The 15,880-nt window shown below is 47.3% G+C and carries 16 protein-coding genes and 1 tRNA gene; 6 read left to right on the top strand and 11 right to left on the bottom strand.

Annotation, left to right across the window (positions count from 1 at the left end; all coding sequences use genetic code 11):
- Nucleotides 1-12 precede the first annotated feature (12 nt).
- From KDM87_RS05335 to KDM87_RS05315, 5 genes are read right to left on the bottom strand one after another with little or no spacing between them, the layout of a single operon-like run.
- Nucleotides 13-1,287: an NAD(P)/FAD-dependent oxidoreductase gene (locus KDM87_RS05335; RefSeq protein ID WP_212678121.1), complete on the bottom strand. Its 1,275-nt coding sequence runs from the start codon at nt 1,285-1,287 to the stop codon at nt 13-15.
- A 39-nt stretch (nt 1,288-1,326) separates the two neighbouring features.
- Nucleotides 1,327-1,755: a thioredoxin TrxC gene (trxC, locus tag KDM87_RS05330; protein WP_212678120.1), complete on the bottom strand. Its 429-nt coding sequence runs from the start codon at nt 1,753-1,755 to the stop codon at nt 1,327-1,329.
- Nucleotides 1,756-1,790: 35 nt separating this feature from the next.
- Complete coding sequence (locus KDM87_RS05325) at nt 1,791-2,000, bottom strand: YgaP family membrane protein (protein WP_212678119.1); 210 nt, start codon at nt 1,998-2,000, stop codon at nt 1,791-1,793.
- Between the two features lie 10 nt (nt 2,001-2,010).
- Nucleotides 2,011-5,214, bottom strand: coding sequence for an efflux RND transporter permease subunit (locus KDM87_RS05320; protein ID WP_212678118.1), 3,204 nt, complete (start codon nt 5,212-5,214; stop codon nt 2,011-2,013).
- 10 nt (nt 5,215-5,224) lie between these two features.
- The gene (locus tag KDM87_RS05315) at nt 5,225-6,283 is read right to left on the bottom strand and encodes an efflux RND transporter periplasmic adaptor subunit (RefSeq protein WP_212678117.1); all 1,059 of its coding nucleotides are present in this window, start codon (nt 6,281-6,283) and stop codon (nt 5,225-5,227) included.
- A gap of 125 nt (nt 6,284-6,408) precedes the next feature.
- Here KDM87_RS05315 and KDM87_RS05310 point away from each other — a divergent pair, with 125 nt between their 5' ends.
- From KDM87_RS05310 to KDM87_RS05290, 5 genes are all read left to right on the top strand, one after another.
- Nucleotides 6,409-6,771 carry an ArsR/SmtB family transcription factor gene (locus KDM87_RS05310; RefSeq protein WP_408058689.1) on the top strand — a complete coding sequence of 121 codons (363 nt, stop codon included), beginning with the start codon at nt 6,409-6,411 and terminating at the stop codon, nt 6,769-6,771.
- Nucleotides 6,772-6,888: 117 nt separating this feature from the next.
- Nucleotides 6,889-7,080 carry a YgaP family membrane protein gene (locus KDM87_RS05305; protein ID WP_408058688.1) on the top strand — a complete coding sequence of 64 codons (192 nt, stop codon included), beginning with the start codon at nt 6,889-6,891 and terminating at the stop codon, nt 7,078-7,080.
- Nucleotides 7,081-7,266: 186 nt separating this feature from the next.
- Entirely contained in the window at nt 7,267-7,647 is a 381-nt protein-coding gene (locus KDM87_RS05300; protein ID WP_212678116.1) for a rhodanese-like domain-containing protein, read from the top strand.
- Nucleotides 7,648-7,670: 23 nt separating this feature from the next.
- Nucleotides 7,671-8,531 (top strand): MBL fold metallo-hydrolase, encoded by an 861-nt coding sequence (locus tag KDM87_RS05295; RefSeq protein WP_212678115.1) that lies wholly within the window; start codon nt 7,671-7,673, stop codon nt 8,529-8,531.
- A gap of 18 nt (nt 8,532-8,549) precedes the next feature.
- Complete coding sequence (locus tag KDM87_RS05290) at nt 8,550-9,350, top strand: sulfite exporter TauE/SafE family protein (RefSeq protein ID WP_212678114.1); 801 nt, start codon at nt 8,550-8,552, stop codon at nt 9,348-9,350.
- Between the two features lie 195 nt (nt 9,351-9,545).
- Here the strand turns inward: KDM87_RS05290 and KDM87_RS05285 are convergent.
- The 5 genes from KDM87_RS05285 to KDM87_RS05265 all read right to left on the bottom strand — a co-directional run bounded on the left by KDM87_RS05285 (nt 9,546) and on the right by KDM87_RS05265 (nt 14,685).
- Nucleotides 9,546-9,622: transfer RNA gene (locus KDM87_RS05285), tRNA-Arg, on the bottom strand.
- Nucleotides 9,623-9,726: 104 nt separating this feature from the next.
- Nucleotides 9,727-11,064: a phosphoglucosamine mutase gene (glmM, locus tag KDM87_RS05280; RefSeq protein WP_212678113.1), complete on the bottom strand. Its 1,338-nt coding sequence runs from the start codon at nt 11,062-11,064 to the stop codon at nt 9,727-9,729.
- Between the two features lie 61 nt (nt 11,065-11,125).
- Nucleotides 11,126-11,968, bottom strand: a complete 843-nt coding sequence (gene folP / locus KDM87_RS05275; RefSeq protein WP_212678112.1) for a dihydropteroate synthase — start codon at nt 11,966-11,968, stop codon at nt 11,126-11,128.
- A 61-nt stretch (nt 11,969-12,029) separates the two neighbouring features.
- Nucleotides 12,030-13,919 carry an ATP-dependent zinc metalloprotease FtsH gene (ftsH, locus tag KDM87_RS05270; RefSeq protein WP_212678111.1) on the bottom strand — a complete coding sequence of 630 codons (1,890 nt, stop codon included), beginning with the start codon at nt 13,917-13,919 and terminating at the stop codon, nt 12,030-12,032.
- Between the two features lie 121 nt (nt 13,920-14,040).
- Nucleotides 14,041-14,685 carry an RlmE family RNA methyltransferase gene (locus KDM87_RS05265; protein ID WP_212678110.1) on the bottom strand — a complete coding sequence of 215 codons (645 nt, stop codon included), beginning with the start codon at nt 14,683-14,685 and terminating at the stop codon, nt 14,041-14,043.
- A 99-nt stretch (nt 14,686-14,784) separates the two neighbouring features.
- Between KDM87_RS05265 and KDM87_RS05260 the strand changes: the two genes are divergently transcribed.
- Nucleotides 14,785-15,258 carry a YhbY family RNA-binding protein gene (locus tag KDM87_RS05260; RefSeq protein ID WP_212678109.1) on the top strand — a complete coding sequence of 158 codons (474 nt, stop codon included), beginning with the start codon at nt 14,785-14,787 and terminating at the stop codon, nt 15,256-15,258.
- A 96-nt stretch (nt 15,259-15,354) separates the two neighbouring features.
- Here KDM87_RS05260 and greA read toward each other — a convergent pair whose 3' ends face one another.
- Entirely contained in the window at nt 15,355-15,831 is a 477-nt protein-coding gene (greA, locus tag KDM87_RS05255) for a transcription elongation factor GreA (RefSeq protein ID WP_212678108.1), read from the bottom strand.
- Between the last annotated feature and the right edge of the window lie 49 nt (nt 15,832-15,880).

Below are 15,880 nucleotides of genomic sequence, written 5' to 3'. Positions count from 1 at the left end.
GTTTTACCTATTTTATTTATCTAAACGTTCTATGCCTAAAAGCTTCAGGACATACTTTTCATAAATCGGCTCTGAGGTTCCTGCTTTCATTTTATGCAGAAAATATTTTTCAAAAGCGATTTTGGCCAGATGTACCCACTGCCCCTTTTTAAACCAGGCGACATTCCGGGGCGGTATCTGTGGTAAAGCAACGAAAGCCGCTCCGGTATCGCCCATATCCGCAAGACAGATCGCATTCCATGACCCCTTCGCAGTCGCCGGTGTGCCCACCAGATCAGCCTCGATGTTATGGACAATCGCGGTAATCATGCTCTCTATCATGTACCCCGTTTTCGGTGCGCCCGTGGCCACCGGCGTCACTTCTACCGGTGGAATCGCAACACACACGCCTGCAGAGAAAATATTCCGGTATTTTTTACTTCGCTGATTTTCATCGATGATGACAAAACCACGCGGATTGCATAAACCGTCAACGGCAGCAACGGGATCAACACCTCGAAACGCTGGCAACATCATGCTGTATTTAAACGGTAGTTCATGCTCTTTTTTGAGATTACCCATGTCGTCCATCTCGCTGACAAACATTTTTCCATCTTCAACACGGGTAGTCTTCGCATTACAAATCCACTTAATATCATGATTACGGAACTCGCTTTCCAACATCGACTTGGAGTCACCCACACCACCAAGTCCGAGATGGCCGATATAAGGTTCACTTGTCACGTAGGTCATTGGAACTTTATTGCGCAATTTGCGCTTCTTCAGATCTTTATTGAAAATAAATGCAAATTCATAAGCAGGACCGAAACACGATGCACCCGGCATCGCCCCAATAATCGCGTGCCCGGGATCTTCTAAAAATTTCTGATATGCATGGTAAGCATGTTCTGCGTGATCGACAGAACAAATAGACTGCGTAAATCCATTCACTGGACCTGCGCCTGGCACTTCATCAAATGCTAGCTTAGGCCCTGTGGTAATGACTAAGAAATCATACTCAACAACAGTGCCATCATTGACGATCAGTGAGTTTTTTTCAGGATCAATACGTACAACAGCTTGTGCAATAAATTCTATGCCTTTCTTTTCAAGATAGGGACGAATTTGAAATGTAATCGCCTCTCGCTGACGCCAGCCAACAGCCACCCAGGGATTTGAAGGTACGAACTGGAAATAATCAACTGCATTAATCACGGTAATGCGATGCGACGTATCCAGTTTTTCGCGCAACTCATAAGCGGCTGGCATACCACCGGTGCCCGCTCCCAATATAACGATATGTGCCATGCTGTCTCCTCCTGTGTATCATTCATCGATTTGCGCTGATTACTTCTTTGGTAATATGCTGCGCACCCATGCAACTATTTGCGAAGCGGGCATCACTCCGCTCTGCCGTCCGATTTCCCGCCCCTGATACATCAGAAGCAAAGTCGGAATACTACGAATGTCATAGCGTTGACTGGCCATCGGTGCCGCATCGCTATCAACTTTTATAAAACGAATATCTGGCGCATTTTTCGCAGCCTCAGCAAATTGCGGCGCCATCGCCCGGCAGGGATCACACCACTTTGCCCAGAAATCAATCAATACCGGTAACTCCGTCTTTTCGATGAACTTCACCAAGGCCTGTTCACTGATTGGCACAGGCTCAGTCGCCATCAGATCAGCACCACACTTGCCACAGACTGGATGCTGAGATAAGCGTTCATCTGCGACACGATTCGTAGCTCCGCATACAGGGCAAACCAGGTGCATAACAATCTCCTTATCTGAATGATGTGAACGCGTGTTCAGTTACCTGCTTTGACGCCAAGTTTGCGGAGAATGCTCTCCATCAGACACCATTTAGTCAGGCCGCTCTGAAATAAGTTAATACCGACAAATGCTGTAAAAGCCAGCCACCACTGATTGACGAAAACGGGGCTACCGGGAATGCCCAGTGCCAGACTTAACAGGATGAAAAAACCTGCAATAACGCGTACTACTTGCCAACTGTTCATAAGAAGCTCCTTAGTGAGATTGAGTTTGCGATGAATATTGATGCTGATACGCCGTGAAATACAGCAATGGAATGATCACAAGGGTCAGCAATGTGGAAACAAAAATACCGAAGATCAGAGAGATGGCGAGCCCGTTAAAAATGGGATCATCAAGAATAAAAAATGCCCCCATCATGGCCGCTAACCCAGTCAGCGCAATCGGCTGAGCGCGGGTGATGGCAGAACTCACCACCGCATCTTTAAACGCCATTCCCGCCGCTACCTGAACGTGAATAAAATCAACCAGCAGGATGGAATTGCGCACAATGATGCCCGCCAGCGCGATCATGCCTATCATGCTGGTTGCCGTATATTGCGCACCAAGCAGAGCGTGCCCAGGCATCACGCCGATGATGGTGAGAGGAATTGGCGCCATGATAATCAGCGGTGTCAGATAAGAGCCGAATTGCGCAACGACCAGTAAGTAAATCAGTATCAGTCCGACCGCATAAGCCGCGCCCATATCACGGAACGTCTCGTAAGTTACCTGCCATTCACCATCCCACTTCAGACTGAAACCGCGATAGGTGTCTGCGGGCGTACTGATGAAGTACTCGTCTATCGCAGCACCGCCAGGGGTCTGCACTTTAGCAATCTCAGAACGCATTGCGAACATGCCATAGAGCGGACTATCGATGGCACCGGCCATGTCGCCGGTCACATAATTCACAGCAGCGCCATCTTTATGATAGATCGGCTGCTCTCTTACCGTATCGGAGATCGTCACCAGTTCGCGTACAGGAACAATATTGCCTTGTACATTTTTCACACCTAAGGAGAGCAACTGATCAATATTGCCCTGATCGCTGACAGGCAAATGCAGATTGACTGATGCCGGATATTTACTTTCATCATGAAGATAGCTTGCGGCATCACCAGCAAGACCAGCACGCAACGTGGTCACGATCGCCATTTGCGAAACACCCAGCTGTGAAGCCTTGCGTTTGTCGATCAGAATGATTTTTCGTGGTGCATCAACAATACTCGTGTCATCAACATCAACCACACCTTTCGTTTGTTCAAAGATCGCACGAACAGACTTCGCAACTTGCCTGCGTCCGTCGTCACTGGGGCCGTAAATCTCAGCAACAATTGGCGCCAGCACGGGTGGGCCCGGCGGTACTTCGATTATTTTCACGTTCGCAGAATAGCGCTTGCCAATTTCTTGCAACGCCGGTCTGACGCGTGTTGCGATGACATGACTTTTTTCAGAACGATGATGTCTATCGGCGAGATTAACCTGAATATCACCAAACTCAGCGGCAGAACGTAGATAGTATTGACGTACTAAGCCATTGAAATTGATTGGTGCAGCAGTACCTGCATAAGCTTGATAATCGGTGACTTCCGGCACGGTTTGTAAATAAGCCCCAAGCTCATGCAATACTGCCGCCGTTTTTTCAACGGGCGTGCCTGCCGGCATATCCACTACAACCTGAAATTCAGATTTATTATCAAAAGGCAGCATCTTTAATTGCACTAAACCCAGTACCGGCAGCAGCACAGAAAGAGCAATCAGAATCGCAACGCCAACACCTAATTTACGTCGGTTACTTGCACCAGTTTTTTGCTCCAGAAACGGCCGGAAGGCTTTACTGAATAGCGGCGCCAGTTTTGCCGCAATACCATTGCCCCCGTGATGTCCCTCTTTCATCCATAATCTTGCCAGCCAGGGCGTGACGACAAAGGCGATCGCCAGAGACAGCAACATCCCCATACTCGCATTGATCGGTATCGGACTCATGTAAGGACCCATCAAGCCACTGACAAAAGCCATTGGTAACAGCGCAGCAATCACTGTCAGCGTCGCCAGAATGGTCGGCCCGCCCACTTCATCGACCGCGCCAGGAATAATTTCCGGCAGCGTCTTTCCGGGGAATAAGGCCTGATGACGATGGATGTTTTCGACGACTACAATCGCGTCGTCCACCAGTATCCCGATAGAGAAAATCAGAGCAAACAACGATACCCTGTTCAGAGTGAATCCCCATGCCCAGGAGGCGAACAAGGTTACCGTCAGCGTCAGAATGACTGCCGTACCGACGATCGCCGCCTCACGACGTCCCAGAGCCAGAAATACCAGAGCAACGACAGATGCAGTCGCAAACAGTAATTTTTGGATTAATTTTTTTGCTTTATCATCTGCGGTCTGACCATAATTCCGCGTGGTCGTCATTTCAACGTCCGCAGGGATAATGGTATTACGCAAGATTTCGGCTCGCGCAATCACGGCAGTAGCGACATCGACCGCATTTTGGCCTGGCTTTTTTGTGATCGCAATTGTGACAGCCGGGTATTCAGCCGCATCTTTCCCAGCGACGCCGTGCCATACAAATTTTGCAGCAGGTAAAGCGCCGTCTTCAATTTTGGCGACATCTTGCAAATACACCGGCTTACCAGCCTTGACGCCAACCACCAGTTCACCGACGCTCTTTGCATCATGTAAAAATTCCCCGGCGTCCACTTGAATCGTGCGATTACCGGCAACCAGATCACCACCGGGCACAGCTGAATTGGCAGCCTGTAAGCTGTTGCGCAAATCAGCGACGGTTAAACTGTTGGCAGAAAGTTTTGCAGGATCCAGTTCTACATTGATCGCCCGCCCGGGTCCGCCAATGGTCACGACTTCCCGCGTTCCTTTCACCCGCTTTAAATCCGCTTCGATACTATGCGCAATACGTTCAATGTCAAAAGCAGCGGTTTGCTGATTTTTACTCCACAAGGTCAGGGAAACGATAGGAACATCATCTATACCTTTAGGTTTGATCAATGGATCAGATGTGCCCAGATTGGCAGGCAACCAATCATGGTTGCTGTGTACCGTGTTATACAAGCGTACTAAGGCATCTGTACGCGGCACACCGACCTCAAACTGGACAGTCATAATCGCCAAACCAGGACGCGAGACCGATGTCACGTGCTCAACATTTTCGATCTGGCTTAACACTTGCTCCGCCGGGATAGCCACCATCTGCTCAACATCTTTGACGGATGCGCCCGAGAATGGAATCAGCACATTCGCCATCGTCACGTTAATTTGCGGCTCTTCTTCCCGCGGCGTCACCATTACGGCAAACAAACCCAGCAGAAACGCCACTAAAGCCAGTAAAGGCGTGATCTGCGCGGTTTGAAAAAACGCTGCGATGCGCCCGGATATTCCTAAGGTTTTATTCATCTGAAACTCCTTAGCGGGAGGCTGCAATACGCGCTGCAGCAAGCGGATCAGCTGCGACTTGTTCACCTGCTGACACACCACTGAGTATCTCTTGCTCAGATCCCGTTACCGGGCCTAACTTTACCTGCCGTAATATGGGTTTTCCTTGCGCGTTGACGACATAGACAGCGCTAAGCTCAGCGCGGCGAAACACGGACTTGACGGGGACATATAAGCGATTCGCATCACTGCTGACAGACTTACTTTTCAGGCTGACGCGGGCAAACATCCCCGGACTTAAGCCCGCTATTTTTTGCGGTAATTCCAGTCTGATCTGTACCGTGTGCGTCGCTGCATCCACCATCGGCAAGACGGTTACTTTGTTTGCGGGAATCAAACGCTGAGAAGCAGGCATACCGGGAATTTCAACAATCACTTTTTGTTCAGCCGCGATCTCTGCAACACGTTCCTGTGGCACCGTTGCTGTAACACGCATCGCGACGGGATCGTAAACAGTCATCAACAAGCGACCAGGCATAGCCATATCCCCCAGCATCACGGGAACATCAGAAATAACCCCCGCGTACGGTGCGGCCAATACATAAAATCCGGACTGCGTTTGTAAAGCACCAGCCTGTGCAATCTGAGCATTGGCCTGTGCACTGGCGGTCTGAAATTGAGATTCGGCGCGATCTAACTGTGCCTGACTAATGTAATTTTTAGTAAAGAGTTGTTTTTGCCGTTCATAGTCTTTTTGTGCAACAACTAAACTGGCGCGCGCCGCATCGACTTGCGCCCGGCTCGCCTTCACCTCCTGATTCGCGGCTCTTGCATCCATGCGAACGAGCACCTGCCCCGCTTTCACGGCATCACCAGCTTTGACAGGAAGATCAACAATAGCACCAGAGATTTGCGCAGCAACACCAGTTTGTCTGACGGCCTCCACCACACCATCGGCAACAAAACCGACTGCATCATTCGTTGAGCGTACTGGCACTGTCGTGAGACTCCCTGCAACGACCTGGAGCGGTGCGGACACACCTGTCAGAGCAAGCAAAACGGAAGCATAAATCCATGATTTCCCCGTCATGATTCAATTTCCTCATTCAAAAAATATTAATAATTGCATTAAGCGTGAATTAATCATATACTTATTTGCGTAGTTGCGCAAATACAGTTTTAAATATTAGCTATTTATTTAAAATGAGCACGGTGATGAGCAATAATGAAAAAATATGCTCCTTGTTGAAGGAGTTACCGGATCAGGCACTAATGCAAATTGCGCAGTATTTTGCTGTGCTTGCAGAACCAACCCGCTTACGAATACTGAATGCGTTGAGAGAGTGTGAAAGAAATGTAGGAGAACTGGCAATGATTTGTTCTTGTTCTCAGGCGAATGTTTCCCGTCACCTTTCAAACTTAGCAAACCATGGGATTATTACAAGAGAAAGCCGTAAAACTTCTGTGTACTACAAGATCGCAGATCCTTCCATCTACGCACTATGCGATCTGGTGTGCCATAACGTTGCTTCTCAGTTGTCCGGGCTAGCGGCGGCGCTGGCAGGTAAGTCGAATTGACCTAAGCTGTTTAGATAGATCAATGTGAAGCAACAATTATTTTATTGTTCATTCGCGATAGTTGAAATAGTTCTATAGTGTTTCTGGTTTTTTTAAAAAACAAATAAGGAGTAAGTCATGTTGAAAATAAACGTAGGATCCGCAGACCGGGTAGTCAGAATTCTTGTTGGCGCACTTTTATTAGGTGCACACTTTGCCGGTTATATCGGTGCATGGGGATGGCTGGGTGTTGTTCCATTAATGACAGGCATTTTCCGCATTTGCCCGGCATACTTACCATTTGGTATCAGTACCTGCAAAACAAAATAATTGCATTGATGATGTGATATCAGGCCATTACAAGATTTCGACCGCCCATCACTACCCTTGCTAGCAATTGTAGTGATGCGAAGACTCGTGATGTATGGCCTGCTTTTATCCAGAATAGCGCATTCAGACTCGATGAAATAAGCCTGACATGTTGACACTATTAATCATTCTTGAATGAAAAAACCTATGAAAACAGCACATGACCTCGTTGCCGCAGCAAAATCTCAGATACAGGAAATATCCATTGCGGAGGCTGAAGATGCAATAAAAGAAGCCGATATTCTGCTCGACGTACGCGAGCCGGATGAATACGCAGCCAGTCATTTGCAAGGTGCAGTCAATATTCCGCGCGGCTTACTTGAGTTTAAATTGAGCGGTAGCCCTGAACTATCCGCACGCAATCTGAATATTGTTGTCTATTGTAAAACCAGCGGACGCGCAGCTTTAGCAGCGAGCACTTTACATGAGATGGGCTACTTACAAGTGAAATCGATTGCCGGCGGTTTTGATGCCTGGATACAATCAGGCAAAAGCATTGTTTCCCCTGCACTACCGACCTTTGAGTAACGATTTGCCGTTAAAGAAAATATATGAACGAAGCGATCATTGATTCCTTTTTTGATGCAGCGACGAGTACGGTCACGCATATCATCACAGATCCACTGACAAAAAAAGCAGCAATCGTCGACAGTGTCTTAGATTTTGATGCTAAATCAGGACGAACTTCTACCCATAACGCAGATAAATTGATTCAGCACGCAAAAGCAGCGGGGGTAACTATTGAATGGTTGCTAGAAACACATGCGCATGCGGACCATTTATCAGCGGCTCCCTATCTGAAAAAGAAACTGGGAGGAAAAATCGCCATCGGTGCTCACATTTGCGATGTCCAGCGTGTTTTCAAAAAAATATTCAATGCTGAGGACATCAGTGCGCAAGGAAAGGAATTTGACCATCTGTTTCACGACGGCGAGGAATTTCAGATCGGAGAATTAACCGTGCGCGTCATACATACGCCGGGACATACTCCGGCTTGCGTGACGTACCTGACCGGGAAAGATGCTTTTATCGGTGACACATTATTTATGCCGGGCTATGGCACTGCCCGCTGCGATTTTCCCGGTGGAGATGCGGCAATACTTTATCAGTCGATACAAAAGATTTTTCAACTTCCGGCTGATACCCGCCTGCATCTTTGCCACGACTATCCACCAGAAAACCGCTCTTCAATGTGGGTAACGACAGTAGAGGCAGAGCGCAAAAACAATATTCATGTTCACGACGGCATTTCACAGCTCACGTTTATCACTATGCGTGAAGCCCGTGATAAAACCTTGGATATGCCCAACCTGATTTTGCCTTCCGTGCAGGTCAATATACGTGCCGGGCAATTACCGCCCGTTGAAAGTAACGGTGTCAGTTATCTGAAGTTACCAATCAATGCGTTGTGAAGCGCAACAACAGCAACTATGGAATTGAGTTTTCTCACCATCATCCTCGGTACCATCGTCGGTTTTGTTTTGGCGCTGACAGGTGCTGGCGGTGGCATGCTCTCTATTCCACTGCTTGTTTACGGCCTCCATTTATCGGTACAACAAGCAGCACCTGTAGGGTTGATGGCAGTTGGCTTTGCAGCGGCTCTTGGCAGTATCACTGGCTTACGCAAGGGCATAGTCCGCTACCGTGCTGCGGTGTTAATGGGTATTTCCGGCATGCTGGCAGCCCCGGTCGGTGTTTTTTCAGCACAACGAATACCGAATCAACCGCTGCTGATTCTCTTTGCATGTATTTTATTGCTGATCGCTTTCCGATCATTCCGCCGTAAAAAAATCTCACGTAATGAACAAGATGTTGCATGCAGTTTAAATGCAGATAATCAACGTTTTCACTGGACCATGCGTTGCGCAAGAGCGATCGCAGGAACTGGCCTTATTTCTGGATATCTGAGCGGTTTAGTCGGGGTCGGCGGTGGATTTATCATCATCCCCTCACTGATACGGCACTCTCATCTCGATATACGCAGTATTCAGGCAACCTCATTGGCGGTCATCACGCTTGTCTCCATCAGCGGTGTGTCTTCGGCCGCACTTCATGGCAGTCTGCCGTGGGCAATCGCATTGCCATTCACGATAGGCAGCACATTTGGTTTATTGGGTGGACTGCAAATCGTCACACGCCTCAATCAGGCAACAATACAACTGTTATTTGCATGGCTTGTACTATTAGTTGCGGTGAGTATGCTACTCAAAGGCAGCGGACTGGTGGCCTGAAGAACTGACGGTCTGTGATTCGAGGTCTTTGTTTATCATCGACGATATATTCTACTGATGTCGTTGTGGCACGATCAGCAAATAAATTACGAATTCCGAAACGAATTTTCACAAATGAAGATGGCTTCCGCCAGCAATCAAACGGAGGTCTATACGTGGGAAAGAATTACTAAAGTAGGAATATGCGGGAGTTTTTGGCCTGCCCAGCAGGAATCGAACCTGCGACCCCGAGCTTAGAAGGCTCGTGCTCTATCCAACTGAGCTATGGACAGCCTTACTTATGTCTTCATCAGAAGAGATAAAAACTGAAGGCTGAATACTACATGGTATCAGCCGCAGTTTCAAGAATGCTTACTCAACTAAAATCAAAATTCATTCAGATTTTATCTACACAAGCCGCCAAGCGGCGTGCGCAAGCAGTGGCCAATTCATTGTCATCCGCCTCTACCATGACACGTATAACCGGCTCAGTACCGGAAGCACGAATCAATACACGTCCACGCCCGGCCAACTCCGCTTCCACTTTTGTTTTTTCCTCAACCAGTGCTGAATTTTTTTGCCAGTCGAATCCGCGACTGACACGGACATTCAACAATACCTGCGGAAATAATTTCAGTTGATCAAAACATTGGTCCAGATTTTTTCCGGTACGACGCAATGCTGATAACACCTGCAATGCAGACACAATACCATCGCCTGTTGAATGTTTATCCAGACACAGCAAATGTCCGGACCCTTCACCACCAAGTATCCAGCCACGTTCCCGCATTTGCTCAAGCACATAGCGATCTCCGACCTTTGCTCTGGTGAAACCAACCCCCAGCTCTTTGAAAGCAATCTCCACCGCCATGTTAGTCATTAATGTGCCGACAGCACCAGCAACAGGACCAACCGCCAGCCTGTCCAGTACCATTAAATACAATAACTGATCACCATCGTAAATTACTCCTTGTCTGTCCACCATGACCAGACGATCCGCATCGCCATCAAGAGCAATCCCCAGATCGGCATGATTTGCTCTGACAGCAATAGCCAGCGCCTCAGGCGCAGTCGCTCCTACTTTATCATTGATATTCAAACCATTCGGCGCGTTACCAATAGCGAGAACTTCCGCCCCCAATTCGTGAAACACATGGGGTGCAATGTCATACGCCGCACCATGGGCACAATCCACAACGATCTTCAATCCGCGCAAATCGAGTTCTGATGGAAACGTACTTTTACAAAACTCAATATAACGACCATTTGCATCGCGTAAGCGTCGTGCCTTACCAAGGTATTCAGAACTGACGCTTTGCATTGGCTTTTCAAGCTCGGCTTCGATCGCCAATTCAACATCGTCGGGCAACTTGTTTCCCTCGGCAGAGAAAAATTTAATGCCATTATCGTCAAAAGGATTATGTGAAGCCGAAATAACCACCCCCGCCGACAAACGCAAAGCCCTTGTCAGATAAGCGATAGCCGGTGTAGGCATAGGACCAGAAAGCATGACATCCACACCCGCCGCCGCAAATCCAGCTTCGAGGGAGGCTTCCAGCATATATCCGGAAATACGCGTATCTTTGCCGATCAAAACCGTCGGTCGTGAATCAGAACCACTTTGCGCAAGCACCTTACCCGCCGCATAACCAAGACGCATCACAAAATCAGGCGTAATCGGTGCGACACCGACTTTGCCACGTATGCCATCCGTACCAAAGAATTTTCTAGTCATTTTATTTATTTTATTTGCAGGAATTACTCAAAAATATCCGAACAGGATATCTGACATGTTTTTAATTACCTAATACCTGCCACACATTGAAAGCATCAACTGTTTCCTGAACATCATGAACACGGACAATTTTTGCACCGCGATCTGCCGCAGCGATTGCTGCAGCAAGACTACCAGCCAGGCGGCGTTCAACTGGCTTTCCGGTAATTTCTCCGATCACCGTTTTACGTGATATGCCAACCAACATAGGTAAACCCAGCCTGGTCTGTATTTCGTCGATACTCCGGAACAATGACCTATTATGTTCCAGCGTTTTACCAAAACCAAAACCCGGATCAATACAGATATTTTCTGACTTTATTCCAGCACTCAATAATGCATCGACACGATGCCTTAAAAAACCTTCTACATCCGTGACTACGTCTTGATAATCAGGTCGGCTTTGCATATTGGCCGGTAAATTCTGCATGTGCATCACGCATAAACCTGCATCCGTACCAGCAACTGCGTTGATAGCATCGTGTGAATTAAAGCCCCTGATGTCATTGATCATGTCAGCACCGGCGAGCAATGCTTCACGCATCACTTCAGGTTTATACGTATCAATGGATAAAGGCTTACCACAATCGCGTAATGCAAAAATGGCGGGCATCACTCTGCTTAACTCTTCGTCCAAAGAAAGAGGAGCCGAACCCGGACGGCTTGATTCACCTCCGATATCAATAATATCTACACCATCATTGATCATCTGTTCCGCACGCGAAAGCGCACCGTCTAAGGATAAATAGCGTCCGCCATCAGAGAACGAGTCGGGAGTGATATTCAATATCCCCATCACCAACGGCTTTACTTTGTTGCCCTGAAGCGAAAAACGATAACGTCCACACTGAAAGAAATTGTTCATAAAAATAAAGGCGAGGATTTCTCCTCACCTTTTTAATTGGATAGCGTTAAAACTCAATAGGTCAGGCAGGTGCCGCCGCGTTAGGAGAAACTCCTCCCGATGTGTTATCCGAAGACGAACGACCAGCAGACTGACCGATCTTAGGTGGGCGAGGCTCAAGACCATTCATGATGTCATTCACCTGATCTGCATCAATCGTTTCCCAGTCCAGCAAAGCTTTGGTCATCATTTCAACCTTTTCTCTGTTTTCCTCTAATAACTTACGCGCCAGTGCGTATTGTCTATCCAGAATAGAGCGAATTTCGGCATCTACTTTTTGTTGGGTCGCTTCAGAAATAGTTTTCGACGAGCCGCCAAAATACCCCTCCTGCTGACTATCCTCGTAGACCATCACACCCATGCTGTCAGACATACCAAAACGCGTCACCATAGAACGAGCCAGCTTAGTCGCACGTGAAAAATCGTTAGAAGCACCAGTCGACATCTGACCGACAAAAATCTCTTCAGCAATACGTCCACCAAACAAAATAGAGATTTCTTCCAGCATCTTATCTTTATAGCCGCTGATCTGGTCGTGCTCCGGCAACTGCCAGGTCAACCCCAATGCAAAACCACGCGGCATAATCGTTACTTTATGAACAGGATCCGCTTTCGGCATGAGCTTAGCAACAACTGCATGTCCGGACTCATGATAAGCGGTGTTCCGGCGTTCATCTTCACGCATCACCATAGACTTACGCTCTGGTCCCATGAAAATCTTATCTTTTGCATCTTCAAAGTCGATCATTTCAACCAGACGCTTATTCCGGCGCGCAGCAAACAACGCCGCTTCATTAACCAGATTGGCAAGATCAGCACCGGACATACCCGGGGTACCACGAGCAAGGATATCTGCCTTTACATCACTACTGATAGGCACCTTGCGCATGTGTACATTCAAAATTTGTTCGCGACCGCGAATATCCGGCAAGCCAACAGAAACCTGACGATCAAAACGTCCCGGACGCAATAAAGCCTTGTCGAGTACGTCAGCGCGGTTAGTTGCAGCAATCACAATCACACCGGAATTCGCTTCAAAGCCATCCATCTCGACCAGCATCTGGTTCAGGGTCTGTTCACGCTCATCATTACCACCACCCATGCCAGCACCGCGATGACGACCAACAGCGTCGATTTCGTCAATAAAGATAATACAAGGTGCATGTTTTTTCGCATTTTCAAACATGTCGCGAACACGTGATGCACCAACACCGACAAACATTTCAACGAAATCAGAACCAGAAATAGTGAAAAATGGCACCTTAGCTTCGCCCGCAATCGCACGAGCCAATAAAGTTTTACCAGTACCTGGAGGACCGACCATCAGAATACCGCGCGGAATACGTCCACCTAATTTCTGAAATTTTGTGGGATCACGCAAGAAATCAACAACTTCAGTGACTTCTTCTTTTGCTTCATCACAGCCAGCAACATCACTGAACGTCACATTGTTATTTGTGTCGTCAAGCATGCGGGCTTTTGACTTACCAAAGGAAAACGCACCTCCTTTGCCTCCACCTTGCATCTGACGCATGAAGAAAATCCATACGCCGATCAGCAAAAGCATAGGGAACCAGGAAATAAATACTTGCGACAGGAACGATTGCTCTTCTGGCTGTTTGACATCGAATTTGACTGAATTATCAACCAAATCGCGAATCAGGCCTTTATCCAGCACGGTTATTTGTGATTTAACTTTTTTACCGTCATTCGTCGTCGCAACGATTGAACGATTCGCCTCATCGATCGTCGCGTCTTTGATGTGCTTGGATTTGACTTCGTCTAGAAATTCGGAATAAGCCATTGGAGTTGCACCAGCACCAATACTCTTCCCTTCAAACTGCTTGAAAAGTGTGAAAAGCACTAAGGCTACTACAACCCATATAGCTGCTTTTGAAAACATATTATTCACGAGAACTCCTTGGACGTAACATACGCCATTTGATACTGTAATCGGTCATTCTACCCTCAATAGGTAGAGCTTGCTAGCCAGCATATGCTGGCGATATTGAGGATTATCAAGAGGAAAATACTCAATCAGGATTCTTCAAGCCTTTTCCCAATAAGAAAATTTCAGACGATTTATCTTTACTTGCCTTCGGTTTTTTATTAATGACAACTTTAAACTCATCCTTGAATATATTCACAATATTATTGTAGCTGGGTCCGTGAAAGCACTTGACCAGCAAAGAACCGCCGGGCTTCAGATGTGCCTTAGCGAAAGCGACCGCTAATTCGATGATGTACTCAACTCTGGCGGCGTCCACTGTTGAATTACCAGATAAATTTGGTGCCATATCCGATAAAACCAAATCAACCTTCCTGCCAACCAACCTGCTCTCCAACTGATCCAGCACGTCATCCTCCCGGAAGTCGCCTTGTATGAACTGGACATCAGCGATAGGCTCCATCGGCAGCAGATCAAGCGCGAAGATTTCCCCATTAATGCCGCCACCATCTTTTCCGGCAAGTTTATTTCTCACATATTGCGACCAACTTCCCGGAGTCGCGCCTAAGTCGACGACAACCTGACCAGAACGGATCAGTTTTTCAGCCTCATCTATTTCTTTTAGCTTATAAACGGCACGCGCGCGATAGCCCTCTTTTTGTGCAAGTTTCACATAAGGATCATTAATATGATCGTGAACCCAATTTTGATTGAATTTATTCTTTGCCATTCGCGTAAAATACTGCTTTTAAAAGAAACTGTGTTTAGCCTGGCTGAGCCAGGCGATGTATTTATCGTGCACCAAAAATAAAATGCACAAGGAAAATTTATGTTAAAACTTACTCCCGCCGAAAGAAGCGAACTCCGATCCGAAGCTCATGGGCTAAAACCTATCGTCTTGATCGGCGATGCCGGTCTGTCACCAGCAGTTCTGAAAGAAATTGATGCAGGACTAAATGCACATGGCTTAATTAAAGTACGTGTTTTCGGCGATGATCGCGAAGCCCGTAGCGCGATGTACGATACGATTTGCGCAGAACTGAATGCCGCACCTATACAACACATAGGGAAATTACTGGTTATTTACCGCCCTAAATTAGAAGGTGTAAAAGAGACCAAGCTGGTTAAAAAAGGCAGAGGTTTGCGCGAAGTGACTATTGTCAAACCAAGCCCAAGCGGCACAAAAAAACCAACGGTTTCAAAAGTAATGGTAAAAGGCAATGAGCGCGTTACCCAAGGTGGCAATGTCAAGCGCGCAAAACCACGTCAAGCCAGTGCAAAAAAATCAGCATTAAGTCATTAATTCATTAAGTAAGTGTTGGCGTCGGGTGAACTTTTCATCCGACAAAAATGACCCGGCCATCTTTGATGGCCGGGTAACGCCATCAAACCGAAGTCATCAAATATAACTGACTTCTAAAATTTCGTACTCACGAACACCTGCTGGCGCCTGCACTCCAACAACATCACCAGAATATTTACCAATCAAAGCACGGGCTATCGGTGATGTAATTGATACTTTGCTTAATTTAATATCGGCTTCATCTTCTCCGACGATCTGATAACTAACCTTCTGTTCCGTTTCCAGATCTTCCAGATGCACGGTCGCACCAAACACGACACGCCCCTCGGCATCCAAAGTAGACGGGTCAATAATTTGCGCCGATCCCAGCTTCCCCTCTAACTCAGCAATCCGCCCCTCAATAAAAGCCTGACGTTCTTTGGCAGCATCGTACTCAGCATTTTCAGACAAGTCTCCTTGCGCGCGCGCTTCCGCAATTGCGTTGATCACGTCTGGGCGCTCTTTTGTCTTCAGGTTGTGCAACTCTTGCTTCAACAACTCTGCACCGAACTTGGTAATAGGTACTGTACTCATATCGTTCACACTTTTAAAAGTAAAAATACAGAGGCCACATCCGACATCA

The sequence above is a fragment of the Cognatundibacterium rivi genome (genome assembly GCF_018139565.1).
GTDB classification, from domain to species: domain Bacteria; phylum Pseudomonadota; class Gammaproteobacteria; order Burkholderiales; family Burkholderiaceae_D; genus Undibacterium; species Undibacterium rivi.
Note: the sequence above shows the minus strand (reverse complement) of the source record. Positions and strands in the feature narration are given on the sequence as shown.

Excerpts from the sequence above, each read along its gene's own strand:
- KDM87_RS05325 (WP_212678119.1), bottom strand. The coding sequence starts at position 2,000 with ATGAACAGTTGGCAAGTAGTACGCGTTATTGCAGGTTTTTTCATCCTG.
- KDM87_RS05295 (WP_212678115.1), top strand. The coding sequence starts at position 7,671 with ATGAACGAAGCGATCATTGATTCCTTTTTTGATGCAGCGACGAGTACG.
- folP (WP_212678112.1), bottom strand. The coding sequence starts at position 11,968 with ATGAACAATTTCTTTCAGTGTGGACGTTATCGTTTTTCGCTTCAGGGC.
- trxC (WP_212678120.1), bottom strand. The coding sequence starts at position 1,755 with ATGCACCTGGTTTGCCCTGTATGCGGAGCTACGAATCGTGTCGCAGAT.
- KDM87_RS05300 (WP_212678116.1), top strand. The coding sequence starts at position 7,267 with ATGAAAACAGCACATGACCTCGTTGCCGCAGCAAAATCTCAGATACAG.
- KDM87_RS05315 (WP_212678117.1), bottom strand. The coding sequence starts at position 6,283 with ATGACGGGGAAATCATGGATTTATGCTTCCGTTTTGCTTGCTCTGACA.
- KDM87_RS05305 (WP_408058688.1), top strand. The coding sequence starts at position 6,889 with ATGTTGAAAATAAACGTAGGATCCGCAGACCGGGTAGTCAGAATTCTT.
- KDM87_RS05290 (WP_212678114.1), top strand. The coding sequence starts at position 8,550 with ATGGAATTGAGTTTTCTCACCATCATCCTCGGTACCATCGTCGGTTTT.
- glmM (WP_212678113.1), bottom strand. The coding sequence starts at position 11,064 with ATGACTAGAAAATTCTTTGGTACGGATGGCATACGTGGCAAAGTCGGT.
- KDM87_RS05265 (WP_212678110.1), bottom strand. The coding sequence starts at position 14,685 with ATGGCAAAGAATAAATTCAATCAAAATTGGGTTCACGATCATATTAAT.
- greA (WP_212678108.1), bottom strand. The coding sequence starts at position 15,831 with ATGAGTACAGTACCTATTACCAAGTTCGGTGCAGAGTTGTTGAAGCAA.
- KDM87_RS05335 (WP_212678121.1), bottom strand. The coding sequence starts at position 1,287 with ATGGCACATATCGTTATATTGGGAGCGGGCACCGGTGGTATGCCAGCC.
- KDM87_RS05310 (WP_408058689.1), top strand. The coding sequence starts at position 6,409 with ATGAGCAATAATGAAAAAATATGCTCCTTGTTGAAGGAGTTACCGGAT.
- KDM87_RS05260 (WP_212678109.1), top strand. The coding sequence starts at position 14,785 with ATGTTAAAACTTACTCCCGCCGAAAGAAGCGAACTCCGATCCGAAGCT.
- KDM87_RS05320 (WP_212678118.1), bottom strand. The coding sequence starts at position 5,214 with ATGAATAAAACCTTAGGAATATCCGGGCGCATCGCAGCGTTTTTTCAA.